Raw genomic sequence first — 25,644 nt, 5'->3', positions numbered from 1 at the left:
GTACGTTGGAGCAGACGCTCGATCGGCAGGGCGCCACCCCGGCAAGGCGCGCTTCGACATCTCGGTCGCCGTTCCCGACGGCGGCGAGGCGCTGAGCAACGGCACCCTGGCGCGGTCGCCCCGACGGCCCGGTCTGGACGAGGTGGAGGCCCGCGACACCCCGCCTACAGGCGTGGGTGGTAGAGATTGCGGCGGGGCCGTTGAGCCGGGTCTACGTCCACCGGCGGGATGAACTCAGGTCGTTGATCGGCGTCAAGACGGATCTGCCAGCCCGCGGTCGGGTGATGGATCAGCCGATGATGGTGGCGGCAGAGCAGCACCAGATTCTCAAGGCAGGTCGGACCGCCGTCCATCCAGCTGACAAGGTGGTGTGCGTCGGTCCACCGTGGCGGGCGATCGCAGCCGGGGAACGTGCAGCCACCGTCGCGTAGATGCAGCGCGCGCCGGAGCGGCCCGGTCGGCAGGCGGTGGCTGCGTCCGAGGTCGAGGACCTGGCCTTCGCCGCCGAGGACGGCGGGCAGGATCTTGGCGTCGCAGGCGAACCGCCGTGCGGCCGCGGCGGACAGTCGCTGCCCGGTGTCGGTGGCGGCTGTGCCGAGGGCCCGGGTGAGCGGGTCGAACTTGACGGCGACCGTCAGCTGGACGGGTTCGCCGCCGGACTCGGGCAATTCCCCGGTACGCAGGGCGAGCCGGCAGATGTCGATCAGCGCGTCGGCCCGGCGTTGTGCGGGCCGCCGGTCGTCGTCCGGAAGGGGCCGGCACAGCGGGTGCAAGGCGGCCTGCACCACGGCCGCCTCCTCCAGGCCGAGCATGCCGGACAGGCGCACCAGGCCTGCCGCCGGATGGGACATGGTGAAGCCCCGGGCCTGATGAGCGCGGTCCTCCTGCCGGGCCAGGGCGAGCTGATCGGCCCGTTCAGCCACATGCGGGGCGACGTGGGCCAGGATGCGTCCGCCGATGTGGCGCAGCTGATACGCGGGTAGCCGGTCGGCCCAGTCGATCAGGGCGGTGGTGGCCTGCCGAACGATCTCGTCGGCCGCCGCTGGGTCAAGGATCGCCGGGTCGGCCTGGCGCAGTTCGGCCAGGCCGTCGGCCGCGGTCTGCGTGAGGGCCGCGATCTCCGTCGCCTGCCGGACGTCGACTCGCCCGTCGATCAGGGCCTGCTCCACGGCGGGGTGACGGGCCAGGACGGTGGCGCGGTTCGCGAGGTCGCGAGCCGCGCTCGGATCGAGGAGCAACTGCTCCCGCAACCAGGCCTTGGTGCCGCGGTAGCCGTTCCTGGTGGTCAGACCCAGCTCGTCGGCATGATGCGTCAACCGGGCCTGCAACGCCACCGCGACTTGTTCCAGCCGATGGGCCGCCGCCAGGCCCGCGGTGATCTCGTCGTCGGCGAGCGGCCACAGCGGAGCGGCGGCAAGCTTTGCCGCTTCCTGCCCCAGCTGCACCACTTCGTCCACCAACATGGCGAGCATCTTCGTACACACGTACGACAGAAAGCGAGCCCAAATCCGGGCACAAGTGATCGACATCCACTATTTGCCAACCACACCAAAGTTGTTTCCGCCCGGACGGCCCGAACCCCGTCGCGCTGTCCAGGCGGGACGCTAGTTACCCGCGCCCAGGCTGCCCATCATCGCGGTCGGGTAGCGGTCGCCCCGGGCCGCGCCCGCCGGCACCGCCTTCTCGATCTCGGCCAGGTCGTCGGCGGTCAGCGTGAGGTCGAGCGCCGGCAGGGCCTCGGCAAGGCGTTCCCTCGTACGGGCCCCCACCAGCGGGACGATGTCCGTGCCCTGGGCCGCCACCCAGGCGATGGCCAGCTGGGCGACCGTGCAGCCCTTGGCCGCGGCCACCCGGCGCAGCGCCTCGACCAGCGTCAGGTTGTGGTCCAGGTTGTCGCCGGAGAATCGTGGCGTCATCCCGCGGAAGTCGCCCGCCTCGCCGCCGCGCGCCGCGTTCCAGTGCCCCGAGATCAAACCCCGGCTGAGCACCCCGTACGCGGTCAGGCCGACACCCAGCTCCCGCAGCGTGGGCAGGATGTCGCCCTCCACGGCGCGCGAGATCAGCGAGTACTCGATCTGCAGGTCGGCGATCGGGTGCACGGCGTGGGCCCGCCGGATCGTCGCCGCGTCGACCTCGGACAGCCCGACGTGCCGGACGAACCCGGCGTCGATCATCTCCTTGATCGCGCCGACTGTGTCCTCGATCGGGACCGCCGGGTCGAGCCGGGCCGGCCGGTAGACGTCGATGTAGTCGACGCCCAGCCGGTTCAGCGAGTACGCCAGGAAGTTCTTCACGGCCGCGGGCCGCCCGTCGTTGCCGCCCCACGAGTGGTCGGGGCCGCGCAGCGCGCCGAACTTGACGCTCAGCTGGTAGCTGTCGCGAGGCCGGCCGCGCAACGCCTCGGCCAGCAGTAACTCGTTGTGACCCATGCCGTAGAAGTCGCCGGTGTCGATCAGCGTGACGCCCGCGTCCAGCGCGGCGTGCACCGTGGCGATGCTCTCCGCGCGCTCCGAGGTGCCGTAGACGCCGTTCGACATGCCCATCGCGCCGAGGCCGAGCGCCGAGACGGTGGGGCCGTTCTTGCCCAGGTTTCGTGTCTGCATGGAGACCAGCCTGCGCCGATCGCGGCGGTGACGGGAGCGGAGCGCTTATCGTGGGAGAGCCGCTCCCTGGATAGCCCGCACGGGCCCGGCGAGGATGGATTTCATGCAGCGTGAAGAGCTAGCCGACTTCCTGCGCCGCCGCCGCGAGGCGATCCGCCCGGCCGAGGCGGGTCTGGCCGAGGGCCCCCGCCGCCGCACCGCCGGGCTGCGTCGCGAGGAGGTGGCGATGCTGGCCGGCATGTCGAGCGACTACGTCGTACGGCTCGAGCAGGGCCGCAGCAGCCAGCCGTCGACCCAGATGCTGGGCGCCCTGGCCCGCGCGCTGCGGCTCTCCGACGACGAGCGTGATCACCTGTTCCATCTGGCCGGCCACCAGCCCCCGCCCGCCGAGAGCTCGTCACGCCTGGCCCGCCAGGGTCTCGTACGGATGCTGGATCTGCTCGGCGACACCGTGGCCATGGTCCTGTCCGATCTCGGCGAGACCCTCGCCCAGTCCCGGGGTTCGCTGCTGCTCGGCGGCGTGCAGACCGGTCTGACCGGCGATCGGCGCTTCCACATCTACCGGTGGTTCACCGAGCCGGCCATCCGCGCCCTGCATCCGGTCGAAGAGCATGATCACCTGAGCCGGGCCACGGTGGCGGACCTGCGTGCGGTGGCCGGGCGCCGGCATGACGACCCTTCCCTCGTACGGCTGATCGCGCACCTGTCGGAGGAAAGTGAGGAATTCCGCGCCCGCTGGTCCGAACACGAGGTCGGCGTGCGCCGCGCCGACCGTAAGACGTTCCTTGATCCACGGGTGGGTCCCCTGGTCATGGACTGCGAGACACTGATGACGCCCGATCAGCGCCAGATGCTGCTCGTGCTCACTCCCGCCGACGCGCCGTCACGCGAGCGCTACGAGCTGTTGCGCGTGCTGGGCCTGCAGGAGTTCACCGCCGGAGTATGACGCCCGCATCCGGGTACGCTTCCCCGGTCATGCCTGCCACCCACCCGTCCCGCCGCCGCCTGTTTCTCCTGCTCGGCGCGGTCGTCCCCATCCTGGCCGCGGTCAACGTCGCCGACAAGTTCGGCCCACCCCACACCGGCCTGGTCGCCGGCCCCCTCGTCGCGGCCTTCCTGGTGCTCCTTGCCCGCCGAGCCGGCCTCACCTGGCACGACTTAGGACTTTCCCGCCGTACGCTGGTGCCCGGCCTGAAGTATGCCGTCGGCGCGATCCTGGCCGTAGCTCTCGTCTACGCCATCGGCGTAGCCCTCCCGTGGACCCGCCCCGCCTTCCACGACGTCCGCTACCACTTGCACCCGGGCGCGGCTTTGATGGCAGCCTTCATCATCGTCCCGCTGGGCACCGTGCTGTTGGAGGAGATCGCCTTCCGCGGCGTCCTGATGGGCGTGATCAACCGCCACCGCGGCGCCGTCTGGGCCAGCATCACATCCTCAGTCCTGTTCGGCCTGTGGCACATCCTCCCGTCTTTACGCCTGAACTCAGCCAACCAGGCCGTCGGAGACGCGGTCGGCGCCGGCACCACCGGTCGCGTGCTGGCCGTCCTGGGAGCGGTCGCGTTCACCGCCGTGGCCGGCCTGCTCCTGTGCGAACTCCGCCGCCGCAGCGGAAGCCTCTTAGCCGCGGCCGCCCTGCATTGGGCCACGAACGGCTTGGGCCTGCTAGTCGCGGCCGCTCTGGCGACAACCAGCTTCGCTTAGTGCTTGGGCGGGTCAAGATGATCAGACGTGCGTGAGGGACGGGCACCGGCCAGCTTCCATCGAAGATGATCTCGCTTGAGGGCCGGTCGAGGATGCCGACCAGGCGTGCCGCAGCCCGGCAGGACACGCCGCAGGGGCAGGATGTGACCATGCCGGTCATTCCTGCCTCCACGAAGACGTCCCTGCCGCAGCGGCTGCAGGCACAGGCCGAGCAGAAATGGCCGCAGCTGACCGGAGTCCACGTGCGCTACCACGGTCAGTTCGCCTACGTCAGCGTCGAGTTGACCGGCGGGCAGCAGCAGCTACCGGTGATGCGACTGCGTTACAGCGGATCCGCCCACCGCTGGCGCCTGGCTACCTACCGGGCCAGCAACAACAGCTACGAAGACCAGTACTGGTTCAGCGGCACCACCGAAGACGCCCTCGACTTCGTCTGCGAGGTCCTCATCAGCCCGATCACCGACTGGCCGCATCGAAGCCCCGAACCGTCAACCCCCGAAGGACTTACGAACTGAAGCGCTAAGGGGTCGTCAGGCGGATGGGGCAAGTGCGGCGCGGCGGCTCCGGCCGGCCGCGTCGCCCTCGGGGAACGGCTCGGCCTTGCGCATCCGCAGGAACATCGCGACCGCTCCGAGCAGCCACGGCAGGTAGGCCCCAAGCACGACGCCGAAGTGCGGGCTGGCGGAGACGCCGAACCGCTGCTCCATCAGGATGATCAGCACGTTGGACGCCATCATGCCGGACCAGACCAGGGCCGGCACCCGGATCCAGGACCGCGACCGGACGAACGCGTAGACGGCGGCCAGATAGAACGGGCCGAAGAGCAGGACATCGATCCAGATGGTCATCTGCCAGAAGGCCGGCCGGGCCATCAGCAGCGGGTCGAACGACCGCCCGTACCAGTGGATGAAGTCGACGACGGGCGGCGGCGGCCAGAGCGGATAGCTGAATCGGTCCGGATCGTCGATGACCAACTGCTCGATGTCGATCGTGTACGTGACGACGACCGCGTTGAACACGAAAAACGCCACGAAGAACAGGTCGACGGGCCGTTTGCGCAGAGGCACCGGAGCCAAGGAATCCATCGCCGTGGATCTTAGGCATCTTTCACCGGCAGGTCCACCGCCGCTTCGCCGTCCGGCCCAGGGTCAGAGCCGGCCCAGGGTCAGGGCCAGCAGGCCGCGGTCGAGACCCACGATCAGGTGGTCGTCGATCTGACGGACGGCCAGCGCGCGGTGATGCACCGGGATGACGAGCAGCGACTTGCCGAGGCGCGGATCCCACACCCGTACGGTCCGGTCGAGCCCGCACGACACGAGCACCGTACGCCCGTCGAGCACCGCCGGCGTGACCCCCGTGACCTCGGCCGTGTGCCCGGTCAGGACCCGGATCGGGCGGCCGTCGACGAGATCCCACAGCCGGATCGTGCAGTCGATCCCGGCCGACACCACCACCTGCCTGTCCGGCAGTTGCAGGGCGCACAACGCGTTCACGCCGTCGTTGTGATGGTTCTGCTCCCACAGCCGGCCGCCCGCGCCGTCCCACAACCGGACCACGCCGTTCTTGTCGGCCGACGCCAGCACCTGCCGGCCGTCCCGCACGACCGTCGTCAGCGAGGTCACCCAGTTCCGGTGGCCGATCAGCCCGTCGACCGGCCGCGCCGTCCGCGGTTCCCACAGCCGTACGGTCATGTCGTCCCCGGCCGACGCCATGATCGGCTCGCCGTGCCGGTCGACGACGCAGACCGCCTTGACCGGCTCCTCGTGCGCCTGGAACGGCTCGGGCGGCTCGTGGCCGTCGACGTCCCACTGCAGGACGTGCCCGTCCTCGCCCGCCGAGGCCAGCCCCGACTCGGTCGCGCAGAGCGCGTTGACCGGCCCGAAGTGCGACCCCAGCTCGCCGCGGGCCGCTCCCGTGGCCAGCTCCCAGAGCCGGATCGCGCCGTCGCCCCCGGCCGTCGCGACCAGCGTCTCGTCGCCCCGCCGGACCGCGCTGACGTCGGCCACCAGGCCCGGCAGCTCGCTCTCCCGGACCGCCCTGGGCAGGTCGCCGCGCGGATCCCACACCCGTACGGTGCCGTCGTCGCCCGCGGTGGCCAGCAGGTTGCGCCCGCTCACCGGCAGCTCGCAGACGGCCCGGATCCAGCTCGCGTGCCCGCGCAGCCCCCGCCGCTCGACGCCGGTCTCGACGTCCCACAGCCGGACCGTGCCGTCCTCCCCGGTCACGGCGAGGATGCAGCCCTGCTCGGACCGGATCGTGCAGATGTCGGTGATCGGCCCCGACCCGGGGGTCAGCGTCGCGACCTCCCGCCCGCCGATCGGATCCCACAGCCGCACCGTGCCGTCGTAGCCGCCCGAGGCGAGCAGGGTCCACTTGTCGGTCACGACCGGATACAGCGTGGTCACCCAGCCGTCGTGCCCGTGCAGCTCGCGCAGACAGCGGCCGGAGAGCGGATCCCACAGCAGCACGCAACTGTCGAACCCGGCCGACGCGAGGATCCCGTACGACTGCGGGACCGGAACGTGCGTCACGGCGGTGACCCACCCGGTGTGCCCCCGCAGCGTGCGCGCGGGCATTCCGGAGGCGACGTCCCAGATCCGTACGGTCCGGTCGTCCCCGGCCGAGACGAGCAGGTCACCCGCGGGCATCGGCAGCGAGCACAGGTTGCGGATCCAGTCGTCGTGCCCCACGAAGGTGCTCCGGTGCGTTCCCGAGCGCGGATCCCAGAGGCCGATCGTCCCGTCGTGGCTCGCCGTCGCCAGCAGCGTGACCCCACCGGCCGTGACGGCGCTCAGGCTCCGGATGCAGTCGTCGTGACAGGCGAACGAGCGGACGGTCTGATTGGTGATCGGATCCCAGAGCCGGACCGTGCCGTCCTCGCCGCCCGACGCGAGCAGGCTCCGCCCGTCGACGACGATGGCGCACACGTCGTGCACCGCCAGCGAATGCCCCTCCAGCACCGTACGCTCGAGCCGCGGCGGCGTGTGGGCCCAGCGCGCCCGATAGCGGGCCCCCGAGGTGCTCACCTTGGCCCCGAGAGCGTCGAGCCGGTCGACGACCGAGAACTGCGCGGCCCGCTCCTCCGGCTCGGCGGTCACCGCGACCGGCGTACGCTGCAGCAACAGCTTGCGGGCGCGGCCGGCCTCGGTGCGGGCGGTGTCGGCGTGCGGCAGCAGGCGTTCCAGGCGGGCGTGCAACAGATAGCCGTCGTCGGCCAGCAACTCGTCGATCAGGTCGGCCCGCGCCGCGTGCGCCGGGAGCGAGCGCAGCAGATATTCGGGCGCCTCGTCCCACCCGTCCGCCCGGCCCAGCCCGAGCCAGGCGCCGACGAGCCGCCGTTCGTCGTCCCGGCGCCGCCCCGCCTCCTCCCGGCTGCTCAGCAACGCGTCGTTGAGGGCCTGGTGGAACAGGCGATACGTGGGCTGCTCGGGGTCGCCGCTCTCGACGAGGAAGTTGGCCGCCGACGATCTCGCGAAGTCCCGCAGCTGCCCGGCCGCGACCTCCGCGCCCAGCGCCCGCACGGCGAGCCGCCACAACTCCATGGGCAGACCGGGCGTTTCCGCGTACGCGAGAGCCGTGAGCGCCATCCCGGCGGACGCGCCGCCCGCCGGGGGCAGGTCGTGAACGTACTCGTTGAGGGCGTCGCCGACCGTGGCCGTGAACGAGACCCGTGCCGGGTCGACCGGTTCGACGTCGCGCAGGGCGCGGGTGCGGGCCACCAGCCCGGCGATCAGGAAGTTGCGGTCGGCCAGCTCGGCGATCCGGCGCGCCACCGGTTCGGCGACCACCGGATCGGCGTACGCTCCCCCGCCGGCGTGCTGCAGGGTGGCCTGGGCGTAGGCCGCGAGGTCCTCGGCCGAGAAGAACGCCGGGGCGTCCAGATCGATCACGTGGGCGTCCGCCCCGAACCCGCCCAGCAGATCACCGGCGTCGTCGGACCGCCGGGTGCCCACCACGACCTGGGCCCCGAGCTCGGCGCAGCTGCGGGCCAGCGGCACCAGCACCTCCTCGACCAGGGCGCGGGCGTCGCCGGGGGTGACCACCTCGTCGAGGGCGTCCACGACCAGGTTGAACCGGGCCGGGCGGGAGCCGAGCCGTGAGCGCAGGGCCGGCACGAGGTCGACCAGGGCCTGCGGCAGCCGGGCGGCGGCGCTGCGGGCGATCTCCTCGGCGATCTCCAGCGCCGTCTTGCCCTTCGCGTGCACGGCGCAGGCGACCGACCCGGTCGTGGCCCGCTCGGCGATGTCGTCCGGCGGCAACGCCGCGACCACACCCGGGTCGGCGGTCGTCACGATCCGCCCGAGCACCGCCGACTTGCCGACGCCTGGCGAACCCGTCACCACCAGCGGCCGGCCCGCCGCCTCGGGACGGTCGAGGAAGGACCGCAGCTCTCGCAGCGCCGCGCTCCGGCCCCGGAACCGCGAGCCCTTCTCGGCGCCGCTCGCCACCCCGCGGGCCCGCGGCAGCCAGTGCCGGCCGGCCTCGTCGTCGGTGGTCAGGGCCCAGCCCCACGCGGCCAGGCTGGGCTCGTCGGCGTCCTCGAGCCGCCAGTCGCCCAGCGCGGACAGCTTCAGGCCGGGCAGCTGCTCGTCGGCGTGGGCCAGCACGAGGGCCTGGCCGGCCTCCGCGTCGACGACCAGCCCGACCACCGCCCGGTAATTCGGGGACCAGAGGGCGGCGCCGGTGAAACCGCGCGTCACTCCGGCGTCCCCGGCCGTGGTGGTCAGCCGCACCAGGCCCTCGCGGCCGCCGTCGCCGATCGTGCCCTCGACCCGCAGGCCGCCGGCACCGCAGGCCCGCCATTGCCTGCCGACCAGGCCCGGCGTCGCGGCCAGCCGCAGCCGGGCCGGGGTGACCGAGACGGGCACGGGCTGCTCGAGTTCGAGCAGGGCGATGTCGATGCGCTGTTCCGCGCGGCCGTTGAGCCGGCAGGCCCGCACCTTGCGCCGCTCGGTGTGCTGAGCCTGCGGGAAGGCGACCCACAGGTCCCGGAGCTCACCGTCGGCGAAAGCCACGGGCGTGCTGGTGAGGATGAGCGTCTGATCCACCACGAAGCCGGCCCCGAGCGGCACCTCGTCGTCGGCGGTGGCATGCAGCGCCACCGCCCAGGACTCGACCTTCGCGCCGATCGGGATCAGCGGCACGCGGGAACATCCCTCTTCGGCAGCGCGGGCGGGCGGTGTGCGGGGCTTTCCTTGCTCGGCAGCGCGGGCGGGCGGTGTGCGAACGACATGGACATCGGACCCCCATCGGGCGGGCGAGGGCGGGCGCACGGAGAGCGGGGACGAGCCGGGCCGCACTCCGCGGTAATGCTGCACGGTGATTAGCCGGATCGCAACGACCAATCGGTTGATCAAAATGCCGTTCCGCACGGATCATTCCAGTATCGGCGACGAGCTGCGAATACGGAGATCCACATTGTGCTTTGTCGGATTTTGGCCGCTTGTTCGAGCGTCTTGCGCGGCCCGTTCCGCGTCGGCACAATCGGCCCGAACTCGCTATTTCGATGATCCGTATCCAGCCGCGGCCACAGGGTGCTGCGGCGGCGCGGTCGTGTGTTTCGGGAGGTCGGCTGCATGCCGGAAGGGGAACTCACCAATCCGCAAAGGGCCGTCTTGTTCGCCTTGATGGTCAAGGCCGAACCAACGGAACTTCGGCATTTGACACACGCGAAGATCAATATCAAGAAGTCCGATCGGGAGAAGCTGATCAAACAGAAGTTGATCACTTTGAAGCCCGACACGCGGTATCTGACCTTGGAACTCACCGAAGAGGGTTGGGGCCGGGCTATCAAAGAATCTTCCGCGGGTGTCCCTGCCTTGGCCGGCGCACTCGGCGCGGCGCTCTACCTACTGCTCGACGTCTTACGGCAGCACTTCGAGAAGCAGGATCTGTCGGCGGCGGAATTCTTCATGGCCTATGCCGGCCAATCACCTGCCCCCATGACGACGAGGGCGGCTTCGGCTCCGGCGCCGCGCGGCAAGCCGGCCGCCCAGGAGGATCTGAAGTCGCGCATTCGTAAGGCTTACGCGGAACTGGCTGCCGAGCCGGGCGCTTGGGTCATGCTGGATGACCTCCGGCAGGCCGTCAGCGACGCGTCCAAGTCGAGTGTCGACGAGGCTCTGCGGCGTCTCGGGCGAGAGCCCGACGTCTCGCTGATTCCGGAGTCAAACCAGAAGGCGCTGACGGCGGCCCAGCGCTCCGCGGCCGTCCGCATCGGCAACCAGGACATACACCTCCTCGCCGTCGGCCGCTGATGGATGCCGAGCAGCAGCGTGCCCTGGCCGCGCTGAGGTTCAACTGGGCTCCCACCCCCGACGATGTGTGGAGACCGGCCCCGTTCCACGTGGACGGTCTTCACCACAACGTCGTGCGCATGGTGCTCGACGGGGTGGACGAGGCCGAGCGAAGCACCGAGTCCAGTCCGATCGGCGTCGCGATCCTGGGCCAGCGTGGCAGCGGGAAGACACATCTGCTCGGTGCCGTTCGCACCCAGGTGCAGGATGCCGGGGGCTACTTCTTCCTGATCAGCCTGCTTGAGACCAGCGCGTTCTGGCGGAGCGGGGCGCTGTCGATCCTGGACGGATTCGCCCGACCCACAGCTTCGGGTGAGAGCCAGCTGAAGACCTTTCTGCGACGGCTCGGCACCGTGATCGGGGCCACCCGCGGCGTGCATCGCGCCGCCGTCGGTGACAGCGAGCTCACCCGTCCGGCCCTCGACGCGTTCATCGACCTTCTCCGCAAACATCACCGCCAGATCGGCATGGAGAGCCAGGACACTGCACGGGCCCTGATTCTCTTCGCGAGCGGAGATCCCGGATCGCAGGACATCGGATACCAGTTTCTTTGCTCCAACGACGAGGAGGAGCCGGGTCAACGGGCTGCCTGGGGAATGCGGCGCGGCAAGCGTTCGGCGCAGGAAGTCGTACGGGACGTGTCGCGGTTGCTCGCCCTGACCGGGCCTACGGTGATCGCGGTCGACCAGATCGACCTGCTGGTCGCCCAGTCCGCCAAAGTGACCGGCGTTCTGGGCGACCGAGCTGGCGCGTGGCAGCACGCGTTGCTACTGGAGCAGGTCGCAGGCGGCCTCATGTCGCTGCGGGAAACAACTCGGCGGTCCCTGTCCGTGGTGACTTGCTTGCCCCATACCTGGGAAGACATCACCACACAGGCAACCGACACCGTGCAGGACAGGTTCCGCGAGGCCGTGCAGCTTCGCAAGATCCCGACGGCCGACATGGGCCGGGAGCTGATCGAGAAACGCTTCGCGCAGCCTTTCGAGAGCATCGGCTTCACGCCGCCGTACCCGACGTGGCCAGTCAGTCCCGCCGCATTCGACGACGCGCCCGACTACACGCCACGCGAGTTGCTGCGCGCCATCGATACCCATGTACGCGCTTGTCTGCGTGCCGAGACCGTGTCCGAGCTCGAAAACCTGGATCCTCAAGCCGAGCGGGCCGTTCCCGCCGCGGAGCGAGTCAGCACGACGGAGTCCGCCGAGAACCTGGATCCGATCGACGAGCAGTTCGCCGAATTCCTCAGGCACGCCGACCCAAGTCCCGCGCTGGATCAGGCCACCGAAGACCTGGAGGTGCCCGCGCTGCTCACGGCGGGCCTCACGGCGTGGATCGGGGAGCGTGGCGCCCACGGGGATGCGTTCAGCATCGACCCGCACGCCGGCGGCAAGCCGGCCCTGCACGCGCGACTGCGGCTGAGCCTGTCCGAGGACGACCTCGATGCGGAGTCCGAGGACGAGGAGCACTGGGCGTTCCGGGGCATGTGCGCGACCCACCACATCGCCGTGCTCAATCGGATCCGTAATGCCGTCACGACCGCCGGGCTCACTGCGGGGATCACCAAGCGCCGGCTGTTCCTGTTGCGCAACCTGGATGTGCACCCGTGGTCGCAGGGCGCCCGCACGCGTGAGGTGGTCAAAGACTTCACCGAGGCCGGCGGGGTCGTGCTGCCCTTCAGCGACGACGACATCAAGCGGCTGCGAGCCCTGGCCGACCTGATCGACAAGTACGGCTCGGACCGGCTCCTGCCGTGGTTCCGTGAACGGCAGCCCACTAAGGCGATCGGGCTGCTGCAAGAGGCGCTGGGCACGGCCTCGGCACCGGCGCCGATCTCAACCCCCGCCGTGGCCCCGGCCGGTGGGTCCCTGCCGCTGGGCACCCCGATGGACGGCGGCGACCCGGTGACCATCGATCTGGAGGCCATGCGGCGGCACACGGCGATCTTCGCGGGGTCCGGGTCGGGCAAGACGGTGCTGATCCGGCGGATCGTCGAGGAGTGTGCGCTGCGCGGGGTGTCGACGATCGTGCTCGACCCGAACAACGACCTGGCCCGGCTGGGCGATCCCTGGCCCACGACGCCGGAAGGCTGGGATGCCGCGGAGGCCGCCCGCGCCGACGACTACCTCCGGAACACCGAGGTCGTCGTGTGGACGCCGAACCGGGACAGTGGGCGCCCGATCAGTTTCCAGCCGCTGCCGGAGTTCGCCGACATCTTGGACGACGCGGACGCGTTCGCGGCGGGGATCGACTCCGCGGTGGCGGCCCTGGCGCCGCACGCCCGGGTCGACGGCAAGACCGACAAGGCGGTGCTGGGCCGGGCCGTGCTGCGGGAGGCGATGCTGAGTTACGCGCGGGCCGGCGGGAGCGACCTGCGCGGCTTCATCGGCCTGCTCAACGCGCTGCCGGAGGGCGTCAGCCTGCTCGACGAGGCGACCAAGCTGGCCGGCAACATGGCCCAACTCCTCACCGCGGCGATGGTCAACGACCCGATGTTCGGCGGCCGCGGCGCCCCCATGAACCCGGGTGAGCTGCTGACCCCGTCCGACGGCTTCCGCGCCCGAGTCTCCGTGATCAGCTTCGTGGGATTGCCCGACGACCAGCAGCGGCAGAACTTCGTCAACCAGCTGCAGATCGCCCTGTTCGCCTGGATCAAACGCAACCCGGCGGGCGACCGCCCCCTCGGCGGCCTGTTCGTGATGGACGAGGCCCAGACCCTGGCCCCGTCGGGCACGATGACCGCCTGCACCCAGAGCACGCTCGCGCTCGCCTCGCAGGCCCGCAAGTACGGCCTGGGCCTGATCTTCGCCACCCAGGCGCCCAAGGGCCTGCACAACCGCATCCCCGGCAACGCCGCCACCCAGTTCTTCGGCCTGCTCAACAGCCCAGCCCAAATCGCCGCGGCGCAAGACATGGCCCGCGCCAAGGGCAGCTCCATCGCCGACGTCGCCCGCCTCAAGGCCGGCCAGTTCTACGCAACAGTCGAGGGCGGCCCGTTCGTCAAGCTGACCGCCCCGCTGTGCTTGAGCCACCACCCCCGCAGCCCTCTCACCACCGAGGAAGTTCTCGCACGTGCGGCAGCCGCCAGTTGAAGCCGTGACGGAAGCACACGGGACTTGTGGGCGAGCGTAAACGCTGGCTGACCACGCTCGGCAACGCCGCGCTCATCCTCGCGGCGTTGCTTCTGGGCGCGCTGATCGCCGCGATCGTCCGGGGCCGGGACGCTCTCGACCTGATGGACAAGATGGGATCGACGCTCGGTGTGATCGTCGCGCTCGTCGTGGTGCCGGTGTCCCTGCTCGGCGGTGTCGCGGCGGAACAGACCTCGCATCGCAGCGAGACCCGGCGGACGGGCCGGGTCGTGAATGCGGCCCTGCTCGTCATCGCGTTCGTCGCGGGCGCCGTGGTTCTCACCTTTGTCCGCTTGCCTGGCGACGACACCCCGGCATCCGATGTCGGCTTTGCCTTCACCGAACCCGCCCCGGGTTCCGAATTCGCGCCGAAGACCAGGATCGGGCTCGCCGGAACCTTCGGCGGCGGGCCGGACGGCCACACCCTGTGGATCGTGTCCCGCGGCGACAGTTCACGCGACTACTTCATCGTGGGTGGAGGGCCGGTCACCGTTGCCCAGGAGGGCCGCTGGGTGGCCTCGGCCTCCGTCGGGGACCAGGACGACGTCGGGCACACGTTCCGATTCACGGCGATCGACGCGAATGCGGATTGCCACGGACTTCTGCTCACCGCCGCCGGCGGGCAGAACTCGGACTACCGGCTCCCGGCGATTCCGTATCCCTGCAAGCCGCTGGCGCCGACGGCGGAGATCACCCTCCGGTAGGCGGGTCACTTGGCCGGGGCGACGATGCCGTATTCGTGGATTTTTCGGTAGATCGTGGCGCGGGACATGCCCAGGGCGGCCGCCGCCTTCACCTTGTTGCCGTCCCAGTCGAGCAGGCTGCGGACGATCGCGTCGCGTTCCATGGCTTCCAGCGGGCTGAGCAGGCGGCGCGACACGGTGCGGCATTCGGGGGGCAGGTCGAGTGGGCGGATGGCGCCGCTGCGGCGATGCTGGACTATGTTGCGGAGCACTTGCCACAGTTGTTCGATGTTGCCCGGCCACGAGGAGCGGCTGAGCATCTGCAGGGCTTCCGGTGAGCAGGTGAGCCGGCCGTCCGGCACCAGGCGGGTCAGGAAGAACGGGACCAAAGTCTGCACGTCCTCCAGGTGGTAGCGCAGCGGGGGCAGTTCGACTGTGCTGGGGAAGAAGCGCAGCAGGTCGGCGAGGTCGCTGCCGTCGTGGCGTTGGCTCAGGGTGACCGCGACCCACGGGGCGGCGCCGGCCACGCGGGCCTTCTCCAGCAGGCGGCAGAGGGCGGTCAGGTGGTCGCCGGCGCGGTCGGCGTGTTGGATGACCAGGGCGCCGGTGCCGTCGGCCAGTTCGCGGCGGATGTCGATCAGCCAGCCGCGGCCGGGGGAGGCGGCGTCGACCACGGCGAAGTGGGCGCCGGGGTTGTCGTGCTGGTGGATGGCGCGCACGACGGCGAGTTTGCCTACGCCGGGTTCGCCTTCCAGGGCGAGCCACTCCCCCGCCGCGTACGCGGATTTGACCTGGTGGCAGCCGCGTAGCCAGAGGCCGCCGGAGCCGACGAGGCCGGGCAGGAACATGCGGGGGTCGGGGTCGAGCCGTACGCCGGTGCGTTGCTCGGCCAGTTTGACGTGCACGACGCCGCCGGTGAGGCCGCCCTCGCCGCGGACCGGGCGGCAGAACATGCGCGCCTTGACGCCGCTGGGCAGCTCCACTGTGAGCGACGCCGTGGGGTTGCGGCCGGCCAGAGTCTCGGCCGCCTGGGCCAGCAGCATGCTCTGTTCGGCCGGGTCGAGCACGTGGCGGGCGTTGTCGTTCATCATCACGACGTCGTTGTTGAGGGCAAAGACAATTCCCGCCGTACGCCGGCACGTGCGCAGATATTCCTGCAGGAGCTCGAGCTCGCGGATGCCGCTGTCGGCCAGCAACGCCTGCTGGATCTGCCCGGCGGTCGTCTTGGCCAGGGCGAGCAGCAGCGGGTCGGCGTCGCGGCGCCAGCAGGTCAGGTCGACCGCCCCGACCGTCTTGCCCGAGATCGGATGCTGGATCGGCACCCCGGCGCAGGCCAGGTCCTCCAGATGCTCGGCGTAGTGCTCGTGACCGAAGACGTGCATGGGCCGGCCGCCCTCGAGCGCGGTGCCGATGCCGTTGGTGCCGACGAACTCCTCGGCGTAGCTGAAGCCGGGGGCCAGGTTGACCCGGTCGAGGTGGGTGTCGAGGTCGCGGCCGGCGTCGAGGCGGGTCAGCACGAGGCCGGTCGGGTCGGTGAGGATGATGCTGATCGGCTGGCCGTCGAGGTGTTCGCGCAGATGTTGCAGCACGGGCAGGGCGCTGCGGGTGAGCGGCGTGTCGAGGTCGGGGTCGCGCAGGTAGGTCAGGTCGACCCGGTCGGCGGCCACGTTCCAGTGGCGGGAACGCCACCACGAGGCCAGGATCGCGTCCCGCACCTGGTTGGGGTCGACCTGTTCGGCTGTGAGGAACTGTTCTCGCGTCTTCGCCAGCGGATCGTTCTGTCCGAGCGCCATGGGGTCCCCTGTCGGCAGGGGTTGTTTCGGGCCTGTTTCACCATAGGCCCGGCCGGGGTGACCCCCGTCTCATGTTGAGACCGCGACCCCTGGGACAAAGGGGTGGACTCGGGCGATGGAGACGTTCAACCCGTGGACCGTCGTCAACGTGGTCTTCCATCACTTGGCTGCTCAGGGCCTGCATCCCGTGCTGGGCGGGACCGATCCGGGCGCGCCCGCGGCCGACCTGCTGCGGGCCCTGGGCATCGAGCCGGCCGCCGAGGGCGACCGCCAGGTGCGAGAAAACGTGAAAAACCGTCTGGCGGAAATTCGGGCAGCCATGTTCCCCGACGGCCCTGACTCAATGTGAGACCCCCACCACGTACGGCATGGGGTCTGATGCGCCAAGTAAGGCACGCAGCCGAATAAAGGGAGCACTCATGAGTCGCCAGAGTGTGGCCAAGGCTCATCAGAAGATCCAGGAGCTGGCCTGGGAACCGATGTACCACCAGCCGGTCTCGCACTACGGAACGGACTACACGTTCCGCAAGGCGCAGAAGAAGGACCCGCTCAAGCAGGTGCTGCGGTCGTACTTCCCGATGCAGGAGGAGAAGGACCACCGGGTGTACGGCGCGTCCGACGGCGCGATCCGCGGCAACATGTTCCGCCAGGTGCAGGAGCGCTGGCTGGAGTGGCAGAAGCTGTTCCTGTCGATCATCCCGCTGCCGGAGATCTCGGCCGCCCGCGCGATGCCGCTGCTGTTCCGCAACGTGCCCAACCCGGAACTGCACAACGGCCAGGCGATCCAGATGATCGACGAGGTCCGGCACTCGACGATCCAGCAGAACCTCAAGCGCCTGTACATGAACAACTACATCGACCCGGCGGGCTTCAACTCGAGCCTGCGCAACTTCCAGAACGACTACTGCGGCACGATCGGCCGCCAGTTCGCCGAGGGCTTCATCACCGGTGACGCGATCACCGCGGCCAGCATCTATCTGACGATCGTGGCCGAGACCGCGTTCACCAACACCCTGTTCGTCGCGATGCCGGCCGAGGCCGCCGCGAACGGCGACTACCTGCTGCCGACGGTGTTCCACTCGGTGCAGTCGGACGAGTCGCGGCACATCTCCAACGGCTACGCGACGCTGCTGATGGCGCTGGCCGACGAGGGCAACCACCAGCTGCTCGAGCGCGACCTGCGCTACGCCTGGTGGAACAACCACCGCGTGGTCGACGCCGCGATCGGCACCTTCATCGAATACGGCACCAAGGACCGGCGCAAGGACCGCGAGTCGTACGCGGAGATGTGGCGCCGCTGGATCTACGACGACTACTACCGCTCGTATCTGGTGCCGCTGGAGAAATACGGCCTGACGATCCCGCACGACCTGATCGAGGAGTCGTGGAACCAGATCTGGCACAAGGGCTACGTGCACGAGGTGGCGCAGTTCTTCGCGACCGGCTGGCTGGCCAACTACTGGCGGATCGACCCGATGACCGACAAGGACTTCGAGTGGTTCGAGCACAAGTATCCGGGCTGGTACGACCGCTATGGCAAGTGGTGGGAGAACTACAACCGCCTGAGCACGCCGAACGGGCATCACCCGATCGTCGCCGAGGACGTCGACTACCAGTATCCGCACCGCTGCTGGACCTGCATGGTGCCGTGCCTGGTGCGTGAGGACATGGTGATGGCCGAGGTCGACGGGCAGTGGCGCACGTACTGCCACGAGGCCTGCCGCTGGACCGACGTCGAGGCGTTCCGCCCGGTCTATCAGGGCCGCAACACCCCGAACATGGGCCAGCTGATCGGCGCCCGCGAGTGGGAGACGCTCTACCACGGCTGGAACTGGGCCGACGTCGTGCAGGACATGGGCTTCGTCCGCGATGACGGCAAGACGATGGTGGCGCAGCCGCACCTCAACCTGGACGACCCCAAGAAGATGTGGACGTTGGACCACCTGCGCCGCATGCCGAACCTGCAGAGCCCGAACGTGCTGCTCAACCAGATGTCCGACGCGGAGCGGGCGGCGTTCCACGCGAACTACATCAAGGGCGGTCCAGCCGGAAGGCCGGCCAAGGACTGATGGGCGAGAAGCACCGGGTCCGGTTCGAGCCCGTCGGGATCGAGATCGAGGTCGACGAGGAGCAGACCGTGCTGCGCTCCGCGTCCGAGCAGGGGCTGATGCTCATGCACGGGTGCAAGGAGGGCCAGTGCGCCGCCTGCAAGTCGTTCGTCCTCGACGGTGACGACATCGAGCTCGACCGCTACTCCACGTTCGCGCTGCCCGACTACGAGAAGGAGGAGGGTTTCACGCTCCTGTGCCGGGCCCACGTGTACGAGGACGTGACGATCGAGCTGCTCAACTTCGACGAGGAGATGATCCGCTCGGGGCTGCCCATCCAGAACGCGGTGGCCGAGGTCGTGGCGATCGACCACGTGACCCACGACCTGCGGCACCTCGTCCTGGAGCTGATCGAGCCGCGGGAGCTGACGTTCTTCCCCGGGCAGTACGTCGACATCAAGGTGCCGGGCACCGAGATCACCCGCTCGTTCTCGATGGCGGGCACCTCATATAAAAAGCTCGAGTTCGTCATCAAGGTCTACCCGGACGGGATCTTCTCGTCCTACCTCGACGGCACGCTCAAGGTGGGCGACCGCCTGGAACTGACCGGCCCGTTCGGGGTCTTCACCCTGCGCGACGCCCCCGACCGCGACCTGATCTTCGTGGGCGGGGGTGCCGGGCTGGCGCCGATCCTGTCGCTGCTGCGCTCGATGGCCGAGCGGGGCATCGAGCGCAAGGCCGTTTTCTACTACGGAGCCCGTACGGCGAAGGATCTTTGCTTTGTCGCCGAGATCGAGGCGCTGCGCGGCAAACTGCCCGGCTTCCGATTCGTGCCCGCACTCAGTGAGGAGCCTGAGGGCTGGGCGGGCGAGGTCGGCTTGATCACCGACGTCCTCAAAACCAACGAGGTCGATCTGAGCAGGGCGCACGCCTATCTGTGCGGGCCGCCGCCGATGGTCGAGGCGGCCATGCCGCTGCTGGCCCAGCTGGGAACGCCCGAGAAGCACATCTATTACGACAAGTTCACCACGACAGGTGGGGAGGACTGATGACGACCGCGACGGAACGCAGCGTTCCCAAGCCCGTCTTCACCGACGCCGAGGCCGGCGCCAAGGAGTTCCCGGACTCCAAGGCGCGCCGTTTCAACTACTTCACCCCCCAGAAGCGCAAGCAGACCCACTACGAGGACGTCACCGTCGAGGTGCAGCCGGACCCGCGGCACTACCTCGCGCAGGGCTGGCTGTACGGCTTCTCCGACGGCAAGGGCGGCTACCCGCTCGACTGGACCCAGCTCAAGGCGTGGGGCAGCGACCGGCCGGAACCCGAGCGCGGGCCGGGCACGGGCGGGCAGGGCTACGAGTGGCCGGCGCACGGCTGGCACGAGTTCCGCGACCCGAACGAGGAGTGGGAGCTCTCGCTCTACCGCTACAACGCCAACGTCGTACGGCAGTTGCAGGCCAATGTGGACGCGGCGAAGCAGGCCAAGTCGTTCCAGCAGTGGAACCCGAACTGGGTGCGGTTCGTGCAGCAGAACGTGGGCGCGTGGATGCACGTCGACCACGGCCTGGGGCTGTATCTGTTCGCCAACGCCAACCGGCGCGGCCCGACGAACATGCACAACACGGCGATCGCGGTCAACAGCATGCACCTGATCCGCGCGGCCCAGGATCTCGCGCTCTATCAGCTCACGCTGAGCGAGGAGGTCGAGGGCTTCGACGGTTCGGCCCACCTGGAGACGTGGAACTCCGATCCGGCCTGGCAGGGCGTACGGGAAATGGCGGAACGCCTGACCGCGACCGATGACTGGGCCGAGGCCGTGTTCGCGGCGAATGTGGTCTTCCAGCCGCTCGTGGGTGAGCTGTTCCGCAGCCAGCTGGTGATGCAGGTGGCCCCGCGCAACGGCGACTTCGTCACCCCGACGGTGGTCGGCGCCGAGGAGTACGACTTCAGCGAGCGGGATCTGCGCTACACAAAGGCGATCTTCGAGCTGCTCAGCAACGACCGCGAGTTCGCCGAGCACAACAGCCGGATCATGAACACCTGGCTGGCCGACTGGACCGGGCAGGCCATCACGGCGGCCCGCGCCATGCAGCCGCTGTGGTCGCAGCCCGACACCAAGCCGATCCGCTTCGAGGACGCGCTGGACCGGGTCAAGAGCCGCTTCGCCGGTGTCGTCGAGGAGCTCAGTTTGGACATCCCGAAGGAGCTGGAGCGATGACGCAGCAGTTCAAGACGGCCGAGAGCCCCTTCAAGTCGGACAACACGGCGTCCAACATGTGTGGCTTCACGCTGATGAACAGCCAGGTCGGCGTGGTGGTGGCCGACGTGATGAAAGACAAGCCCGGCGTACGGGTGACGCCCCTGCCCTCGATGATCCGCGTCGACGCGACCAACCGCATGGACGTCGTCTACGACGAGGTGTCCGAGGCGCTGGGCGAGGAGCCCGGCTTCTTCGACGCGGCCCAGTTCGAGGAGAGCATGTCGACCCACTACGGCCGCATGATCCACGAGGACGACCGCACGATCATTTTCGCCAACCCCGAGGACGCGGCCGAGTACATCGGCTTCGACCTCAAGGCCGAATCGAGGTAGTCCATGTACGAAAAGGACGGCGAGAAGTACTTCGTTGTCGACAGCCACATGCACTACTGGAGTGCCGGGCCGGACAACTGGGTGCCGGGGGCCGAGCAGTACGCCAAGGGCTGGATCGAGTGCTTCCACGCCTACCAGGGGCTGGGGCCGCCGGCGACGCACTGGCCGATCGAGAAGTTCATGTCGTACACCGAGGACGACCTGATGAAGGACGTCTTCCAGGACGGGTACGTGGATGTCGCGATCTTCCAGCCGACGTACCTGACCGAGTGGTACCGGGAGGGGTTCAACACGACCGAGCGCAACGCCGCGCTGGGCGCCAAGCACCCCGGCAAGTTCATCGCCAACACCCGGTTCGACCCGCGCGACGGCGACGACGGGCTCAAGCAGCTGGAGGAGAACGTCGCCCGGTACGGCAGCATCGGGCTCAAGCTCTACACGGCCGAGTGGAAGGACGGCTCGCGCGGCTGGACGCTCAAGGATCCGGCCGCGTACCGGTATCTCGAAAAGGCGCAGGAGCTCGGCATCAAGAACGTGCACGTGCACAAGGGCCCGACGATCTGGCCCCTGGACAAGGACGCGTTCGATGTCTCCGACGTGGATCACGCGGCGACCGACTTCCCCGAGCTCAACTTCATCGTCGAGCACGTGGGGCTGCCCCGCATCGAGGACTTCTGCTTCATGGCGACGCAGGAACCCAACGTCTACGCCGGGCTGTCCGTGGTGATCGGCGGCCTGATGCATGCCCGGCCCCGGTTCTTCGCCAAGGTGATGGGCGAGCTGCTGTTCTGGGTCGGCGAGGACAAGATGACCTTCGGCAGCGACTACGGCATCTGGGAGCCGAAGTGGCAGATCGAGGGCTTCGTCGACTGGGACTACCCGGGTGACGAGTTCAGCGACTATCCGCGGGTGACGACCGCGACCAAGAAGAAGATCCTCGGGCTCAACGCCGCGAAGCTGTACGGCATCGAGGTTCCGAAGGAGTATCAGCTCGACGCGGGCGAGGGGGCACCGGCGGCCCGGGACGACTCCGTGGGCGTCAGTTCCGGGTCTCCGGCGGCCTCGCTCGGATGACCGCGACAACGACGGGTTCGCGCATCTTGGCCGCCCTGGCCGAGGTGCGCGACCCCGAACTGGACGAGCCGATCACGGCGCTGGGCTTCGTCGCGTCCGCCGCCGTGACCGACGACGGGACCGCCGAGGTTCATCTGCGGCTCCCGACCTATTTCTGCGCGCCCAACTTCGCGTATCTGATGGTCGCGGACGCGTACGACCAGGTGGCCGCGCTCGGCCTCAGAACAACGGTGATCCTGGACGACCATTTCGCGTCGGACGCGATCAACGAGGGCGTGGCGGCCCGCGCCGGATTTGTCCGGTCGTTCGAGGGCGAGGCCGTCGACGAGCTCGACGAGTTGCGCGCCGACTTCCTGCGTAAGGCCGTGCTGGCCGGCACCGACGCGGTGTGCCGCCCGCTCGCCGGGTTTCCGCTGGCAACGATGACGCTGGGCGACATTCCTTACTCCCCCGCACTCCAGCGGCTCCGAAGGCGGCGGCGCGATCTCGGCCTCCCGTACGCCGACGACAGTCCCCTGCTCATCGACCCCAGAACCGGCGACCCGGTCGGCGCCGGCGACGTCCCGCTGCACCTGCGCAAGGCCCGCCTCACCCGTACGTCGCTCGACGCGAACACCGGCATCTGCCGCGGCATGTTGAAGCACCGCTATGACACCGACGGTCAGGGCGAGGAAGCCCTGTAATCAAGGAGACCCGATGGCCAAGGAACTCCGATACGGCAGTGATGCGCGGACTCTGCTGCAGAGCGGCGTCGACAAGCTGGCCGAGGCGGTCAAGTCGACGCTGGGCCCCAAGGGCCGCAACGTCATCATCGAGAAGATCACCGGCTCGCCCGTCGTTACCAACGACGGCGTCACCATCGCCCGCGAGATCCACCTCTCCGACCAGTTCGAGAACATGGGCGCCCAGCTGGTCAAGGAAGCGGCGATCAAGACGAACGACATCGTCGGCGACGGCACCACGACGGCGACCGTGATCGCCCAGGCGATCGTGCGCGAGGGCATGTCGGCGATCACCGCCGGGGCCAACCCCGTACTGGTGAAACGCGGTGTTGATCTTGCAGTGGAGCGGCTGGTCGAGCGCCTGGAGTCGGCGGCGCGCCGGGTCAGCAGCGAGGCGGAACTGCAGCGGGTGGCGGCCATCTCGGCCAACGACGACGACGTGGTGGGCTCGGTGATCGCCAAGGCACTGCACACCGTGGGCGACGGCGGCATCGTGACCGTCGAGGAGTCGCAGCGGCACGGCATGAGCGTCGACTTCGTGGAGGGCTTCGAGTTCGACAACGGCTACCTGTCGCCGTACATGGTCACCGACCCGGGCCGGCTCCAGGCCGTGCTGGACGACCCGTACATCCTGCTGTGCAGCGAGAAGATCACCAAGGTGCAGCAGCTCATGCCGCTGCTCGACAAGATCATGCGGGCGCCCCGGCCGCTGGTCATCATCGCCGAGAACGTCGAGGGCACCGCCCTGTCGATGCTCACGCACAACCACGTCAACGGCGTCTTCCAGTGTGTCGCCGTACGCGCCCCCGGCTTCGGCGACCGGCGGCTGCACAAGCTCGAGGACATCGCCGCGATCACCGGCGGCGCCGTCTACAGCCGGCACTCCGGATTCACGCTCGAGACGATGACGATCGACCAGCTGGGCCGGGCCGACCAGGTGCGGGTCGAGTCGGAGAACACCGCGATCATCGGCGGCGGCGGGTCACCCGGCGACGTCGAGTTCCGCGTGACCCAGCTGCGGGCCGAGCTCGAACGGGCCACCTTCGGCGCCGACGAGGACGTGCTGACCGAACGGATCGGCGCCCTGACCGGCAAGGTCGCGGTCATCCACGTCGGCGCGCCGACCCCGGCCGAGCTCAAGGAGCTGCAGCACCGGGTCGAGGACGCGCTGTCGGCGACCCGGGCCGCGATGGCCGAGGGCATCCTGGCCGGCGGCGGGGCGGCGCTGCTGCACGCGGCGGGCGCGCTCGACGGCCTGGAGGTCAAGGACGACGACTACGTCAAGGGGGTCGAGATCGTGCGGCGGGCGCTGCCCGAGCCGACGTTCCTGATCGCCACCAACGCGGGCTTCTCCGGTCAGGAAGTGGTGGCCCGCGTGGCGCAGCTCGGGGCGGACGAGGGCTTCGACGCGCTGCAGGGCCGCTACGGCAACATGATCGAGATGGGCATCGTGGACCCGCTGCGGGTGGCCCGGTCGGCCCTGCAGAACGGCGCCTCGGTGGCCGGGCTGCTGCTCACCACCAACACGCTGGTCGCCGAGGAGCAGACGCCGTGGGGTGGCAGCCCGGCCCTGATGACCGAGTTCGGCGAGCTGGACGAGGGTCTGCGGCAGCCGTCGCCCGATTCGAGCACGCCGCAGTCGCTCGGTCTCGGCCCGTCGGTGGGCTAGCCGGATGGGCCCGGTGGAGGGCTCCGTAGTCGCCCCCGCGTCCGTCTTCACGGATTTGCGAGCGCGGGGGCGCGTACGGGGAACTGTTGCTCTTCTCGGTCCGGCTTTCGTCGCGGCCGTCGCGTACATCGACCCCGGCAACTTCGCCACCAACTTCACCGCCGGGGCCCAGTTCGGCTACACCCTGGCCTGGGTCATCGTCGTCGCCAACCTGACCGCCATGCTCGTGCAATACCTGTCGGCCAAGGCGGGCGTGGCCACCGGCCGTGACCTGCCCGAGCTGTGCCGCGCCCATTTCCCCCGTACGGTCTCCCGCGGGCTCTGGGCGCAGGCGGAGATCATCGCCATGGCCACCGACCTGGCCGAGTTCTTGGGCGCCGCGGTCGGGCTCTACCTGCTGTTCCACGTGCCCCTGTTCCCGGCCGGCTTGATCACCGCCGTCGTCGCGTTCGGCATCCTCGCCCTCGAGCAGCGCGGCTACCGCCGGTTCGAGCTCGCCATCGCCGGCCTGCTCGGCATCGTGTTCCTGGGTTTCCTGTACGACCTGATCGCGGTCGGCGCCGATGCGGGCGGGGTGGCCGCGGGCCTGATCCCCCGGCTCGCCGGCGGCGACAGCGTGCTGCTGGTCTGCGGCATCATCGGCGCCACGGTGATGCCGCACGTGGTCTATCTGCATTCGGCGCTGACCAAGTCGCGGGTGGCCTGCCGTGACGACGGGGAGAAGCGCGAGCTGCTGCGCTTCCAGCGGCTCGACGTGATGATCGGGCTGGGCGCGGCCGGGCTGATCAACCTGTCGATGCTGGTGATCGCGGCGTCGCTGTTCCACGGCACCGCCTTCGCCGCCGGTGACGCGATCCAATCGGCTCACGACGGGCTCGGGCGGCTGGTCGGCGGCGGGGCGGCCCTCGCCTTCGCCGTGGCCCTGCTCGCCTCCGGCCTGTCGTCGTCGAGCGTGGGAACGTACGCGGGTCAGATCGTGATGCAGGGGTTCATCCGCCGCCGTATCCCGTTGTTCGTGCGACGCGCGGTGACGATGTTGCCGGCGTTGATCGTGCTCGCGCTGGGCCTGCCGGTGACCGACAGCCTGGTCATCTCGCAGGTGGTGCTGTCGTTCGGCATCCCGTTCGCGCTCGTGCCGTTGCTGCTGCTCACCCGGCGCCGCGACATCATGGGCGTCTTCGTCAACAAGCCGCTGACCACGGCGGTCGCCGGCACCGCGGCCGTGATGATCATCGGTTTGAACGCGTTCCTCCTGTACGACGTTTTCGCAGGGTGACCTGCACCCATTTCGCAACCGGGACGCCCGCCGATCGCCAACCTGCTTGTCCGATGCTC

General features: G+C 69.5%; 20 protein-coding genes. 15 read left to right on the top strand and 5 right to left on the bottom strand.

Annotated features, from left to right (window positions below; genetic code table 11):
- Positions 1-164: 164 nt before the first annotated feature.
- Positions 165-1,463 (bottom strand): HNH endonuclease signature motif containing protein, encoded by a 1,299-nt coding sequence (locus tag JKJ07_RS15385; RefSeq protein ID WP_202992199.1) that lies wholly within the window; start codon positions 1,461-1,463, stop codon positions 165-167.
- A gap of 141 nt (positions 1,464-1,604) precedes the next feature.
- A complete protein-coding gene (locus tag JKJ07_RS15380) occupies positions 1,605-2,603 on the bottom strand; it encodes an aldo/keto reductase (protein ID WP_202992198.1) in 999 nt (332 codons plus the stop codon).
- Between the two features lie 103 nt (positions 2,604-2,706).
- Here JKJ07_RS15380 and JKJ07_RS15375 point away from each other — a divergent pair, with 103 nt between their 5' ends.
- From JKJ07_RS15375 to JKJ07_RS15365, 3 genes are all read left to right on the top strand, one after another.
- Positions 2,707-3,549 (top strand): helix-turn-helix transcriptional regulator, encoded by an 843-nt coding sequence (locus tag JKJ07_RS15375; protein WP_202992197.1) that lies wholly within the window; start codon positions 2,707-2,709, stop codon positions 3,547-3,549.
- Between the two features lie 29 nt (positions 3,550-3,578).
- Positions 3,579-4,304: a CPBP family intramembrane glutamic endopeptidase gene (locus JKJ07_RS15370; protein ID WP_202992196.1), complete on the top strand. Its 726-nt coding sequence runs from the start codon at positions 3,579-3,581 to the stop codon at positions 4,302-4,304.
- A gap of 149 nt (positions 4,305-4,453) precedes the next feature.
- The gene (locus tag JKJ07_RS15365; protein ID WP_202992195.1) at positions 4,454-4,819 is read left to right on the top strand and encodes a hypothetical protein; all 366 of its coding nucleotides are present in this window, start codon (positions 4,454-4,456) and stop codon (positions 4,817-4,819) included.
- 15 nt (positions 4,820-4,834) lie between these two features.
- Here JKJ07_RS15365 and JKJ07_RS15360 read toward each other — a convergent pair whose 3' ends face one another.
- Together JKJ07_RS15360 and JKJ07_RS15355 are read right to left on the bottom strand one after the other, a co-directional pair.
- Positions 4,835-5,389, bottom strand: a complete 555-nt coding sequence (locus tag JKJ07_RS15360) for an EXPERA domain-containing protein (RefSeq protein WP_202992194.1) — start codon at positions 5,387-5,389, stop codon at positions 4,835-4,837.
- Positions 5,390-5,452: 63 nt separating this feature from the next.
- Positions 5,453-9,448 (bottom strand): WD40 repeat domain-containing protein, encoded by a 3,996-nt coding sequence (locus JKJ07_RS15355; protein WP_202992193.1) that lies wholly within the window; start codon positions 9,446-9,448, stop codon positions 5,453-5,455.
- A 432-nt stretch (positions 9,449-9,880) separates the two neighbouring features.
- Between JKJ07_RS15355 and JKJ07_RS15350 the strand changes: the two genes are divergently transcribed.
- From JKJ07_RS15350 to JKJ07_RS15340, 3 genes are read left to right on the top strand one after another with little or no spacing between them, the layout of a single operon-like run.
- Positions 9,881-10,561, top strand: a complete 681-nt coding sequence (locus JKJ07_RS15350; RefSeq protein ID WP_202992192.1) for a hypothetical protein — start codon at positions 9,881-9,883, stop codon at positions 10,559-10,561.
- Positions 10,561-13,689, top strand: coding sequence for a helicase HerA domain-containing protein (locus JKJ07_RS15345; RefSeq protein ID WP_202992191.1), 3,129 nt, complete (start codon positions 10,561-10,563; stop codon positions 13,687-13,689). The genes JKJ07_RS15350 and JKJ07_RS15345 overlap by 1 nt, the downstream gene beginning before the upstream one ends.
- Positions 13,690-13,715: 26 nt before the next feature.
- Complete coding sequence (locus JKJ07_RS15340) at positions 13,716-14,432, top strand: hypothetical protein (RefSeq protein ID WP_202992190.1); 717 nt, start codon at positions 13,716-13,718, stop codon at positions 14,430-14,432.
- A 5-nt stretch (positions 14,433-14,437) separates the two neighbouring features.
- On the opposite strand, the gene JKJ07_RS15335 is transcribed toward JKJ07_RS15340, so the two are convergent.
- Entirely contained in the window at positions 14,438-16,204 is a 1,767-nt protein-coding gene (locus tag JKJ07_RS15335) for a sigma-54-dependent Fis family transcriptional regulator (RefSeq protein ID WP_202992189.1), read from the bottom strand.
- A 115-nt stretch (positions 16,205-16,319) separates the two neighbouring features.
- Between JKJ07_RS15335 and JKJ07_RS15330 the strand changes: the two genes are divergently transcribed.
- The 9 genes from JKJ07_RS15330 (at position 16,320) to JKJ07_RS15290 (ending at position 25,585) form a co-directional block, all read left to right on the top strand.
- Positions 16,320-16,553: a hypothetical protein gene (locus tag JKJ07_RS15330; protein ID WP_202992188.1), complete on the top strand. Its 234-nt coding sequence runs from the start codon at positions 16,320-16,322 to the stop codon at positions 16,551-16,553.
- A 70-nt stretch (positions 16,554-16,623) separates the two neighbouring features.
- Complete coding sequence (locus JKJ07_RS15325) at positions 16,624-18,273, top strand: ferritin family protein (RefSeq protein WP_236028988.1); 1,650 nt, start codon at positions 16,624-16,626, stop codon at positions 18,271-18,273.
- Complete coding sequence (locus tag JKJ07_RS15320; RefSeq protein ID WP_202992187.1) at positions 18,273-19,301, top strand: NADH:ubiquinone reductase (Na(+)-transporting) subunit F; 1,029 nt, start codon at positions 18,273-18,275, stop codon at positions 19,299-19,301. Before JKJ07_RS15325 ends, JKJ07_RS15320 begins: the two co-directional genes overlap by 1 nt.
- Positions 19,301-20,470, top strand: a complete 1,170-nt coding sequence (locus tag JKJ07_RS15315) for a ferritin family protein (protein WP_202992186.1) — start codon at positions 19,301-19,303, stop codon at positions 20,468-20,470. Before JKJ07_RS15320 ends, JKJ07_RS15315 begins: the two co-directional genes overlap by 1 nt.
- The gene (gene mimD, locus JKJ07_RS15310; protein WP_202992185.1) at positions 20,467-20,844 is read left to right on the top strand and encodes a propane 2-monooxygenase effector subunit MimD; all 378 of its coding nucleotides are present in this window, start codon (positions 20,467-20,469) and stop codon (positions 20,842-20,844) included. The genes JKJ07_RS15315 and mimD overlap by 4 nt, the downstream gene beginning before the upstream one ends.
- 3 nt (positions 20,845-20,847) lie before the next feature.
- The gene (locus tag JKJ07_RS15305; protein ID WP_202992184.1) at positions 20,848-21,918 is read left to right on the top strand and encodes an amidohydrolase family protein; all 1,071 of its coding nucleotides are present in this window, start codon (positions 20,848-20,850) and stop codon (positions 21,916-21,918) included.
- The gene (locus tag JKJ07_RS15300; protein WP_202992183.1) at positions 21,915-22,601 is read left to right on the top strand and encodes an iron-sulfur cluster assembly protein; all 687 of its coding nucleotides are present in this window, start codon (positions 21,915-21,917) and stop codon (positions 22,599-22,601) included. Before JKJ07_RS15305 ends, JKJ07_RS15300 begins: the two co-directional genes overlap by 4 nt.
- 13 nt (positions 22,602-22,614) lie before the next feature.
- Positions 22,615-24,309 carry a chaperonin GroEL gene (gene groL / locus JKJ07_RS15295; protein ID WP_202992182.1) on the top strand — a complete coding sequence of 565 codons (1,695 nt, stop codon included), beginning with the start codon at positions 22,615-22,617 and terminating at the stop codon, positions 24,307-24,309.
- A 4-nt stretch (positions 24,310-24,313) separates the two neighbouring features.
- The gene (locus tag JKJ07_RS15290; RefSeq protein ID WP_202992181.1) at positions 24,314-25,585 is read left to right on the top strand and encodes an Nramp family divalent metal transporter; all 1,272 of its coding nucleotides are present in this window, start codon (positions 24,314-24,316) and stop codon (positions 25,583-25,585) included.
- Positions 25,586-25,644 lie beyond the last annotated feature (59 nt).

The organism is Paractinoplanes lichenicola (assembly GCF_016785085.1).
Taxonomy (GTDB): Bacteria; Actinomycetota; Actinomycetes; order Mycobacteriales; family Micromonosporaceae; genus Actinoplanes; species Actinoplanes lichenicola.
This window is presented reverse-complemented; position numbering and strand designations above follow the sequence as displayed.

What these genes read in the sequence shown, in the direction of transcription:
- JKJ07_RS15365 (WP_202992195.1), top strand. Translation starts at nt 4,454, where the DNA reads ATGCCGGTCATTCCTGCCTCCACGAAGACGTCCCTGCCGCAGCGGCTG.
- JKJ07_RS15385 (WP_202992199.1), bottom strand. Translation starts at nt 1,463, where the DNA reads ATGTTGGTGGACGAAGTGGTGCAGCTGGGGCAGGAAGCGGCAAAGCTT.
- JKJ07_RS15325 (WP_236028988.1), top strand. Translation starts at nt 16,624, where the DNA reads ATGAGTCGCCAGAGTGTGGCCAAGGCTCATCAGAAGATCCAGGAGCTG.
- JKJ07_RS15335 (WP_202992189.1), bottom strand. Translation starts at nt 16,204, where the DNA reads ATGGCGCTCGGACAGAACGATCCGCTGGCGAAGACGCGAGAACAGTTC.
- JKJ07_RS15360 (WP_202992194.1), bottom strand. Translation starts at nt 5,389, where the DNA reads ATGGATTCCTTGGCTCCGGTGCCTCTGCGCAAACGGCCCGTCGACCTG.
- JKJ07_RS15380 (WP_202992198.1), bottom strand. Translation starts at nt 2,603, where the DNA reads ATGCAGACACGAAACCTGGGCAAGAACGGCCCCACCGTCTCGGCGCTC.
- JKJ07_RS15330 (WP_202992188.1), top strand. Translation starts at nt 16,320, where the DNA reads ATGGAGACGTTCAACCCGTGGACCGTCGTCAACGTGGTCTTCCATCAC.
- JKJ07_RS15375 (WP_202992197.1), top strand. Translation starts at nt 2,707, where the DNA reads ATGCAGCGTGAAGAGCTAGCCGACTTCCTGCGCCGCCGCCGCGAGGCG.
- JKJ07_RS15305 (WP_202992184.1), top strand. Translation starts at nt 20,848, where the DNA reads ATGTACGAAAAGGACGGCGAGAAGTACTTCGTTGTCGACAGCCACATG.
- JKJ07_RS15290 (WP_202992181.1), top strand. Translation starts at nt 24,314, where the DNA reads ATGGGCCCGGTGGAGGGCTCCGTAGTCGCCCCCGCGTCCGTCTTCACG.
- JKJ07_RS15370 (WP_202992196.1), top strand. Translation starts at nt 3,579, where the DNA reads ATGCCTGCCACCCACCCGTCCCGCCGCCGCCTGTTTCTCCTGCTCGGC.
- JKJ07_RS15350 (WP_202992192.1), top strand. Translation starts at nt 9,881, where the DNA reads ATGCCGGAAGGGGAACTCACCAATCCGCAAAGGGCCGTCTTGTTCGCC.
- JKJ07_RS15345 (WP_202992191.1), top strand. Translation starts at nt 10,561, where the DNA reads ATGGATGCCGAGCAGCAGCGTGCCCTGGCCGCGCTGAGGTTCAACTGG.
- mimD (WP_202992185.1), top strand. Translation starts at nt 20,467, where the DNA reads ATGACGCAGCAGTTCAAGACGGCCGAGAGCCCCTTCAAGTCGGACAAC.
- JKJ07_RS15320 (WP_202992187.1), top strand. Translation starts at nt 18,273, where the DNA reads ATGGGCGAGAAGCACCGGGTCCGGTTCGAGCCCGTCGGGATCGAGATC.
- JKJ07_RS15315 (WP_202992186.1), top strand. Translation starts at nt 19,301, where the DNA reads ATGACGACCGCGACGGAACGCAGCGTTCCCAAGCCCGTCTTCACCGAC.
- JKJ07_RS15300 (WP_202992183.1), top strand. Translation starts at nt 21,915, where the DNA reads ATGACCGCGACAACGACGGGTTCGCGCATCTTGGCCGCCCTGGCCGAG.
- groL (WP_202992182.1), top strand. Translation starts at nt 22,615, where the DNA reads ATGGCCAAGGAACTCCGATACGGCAGTGATGCGCGGACTCTGCTGCAG.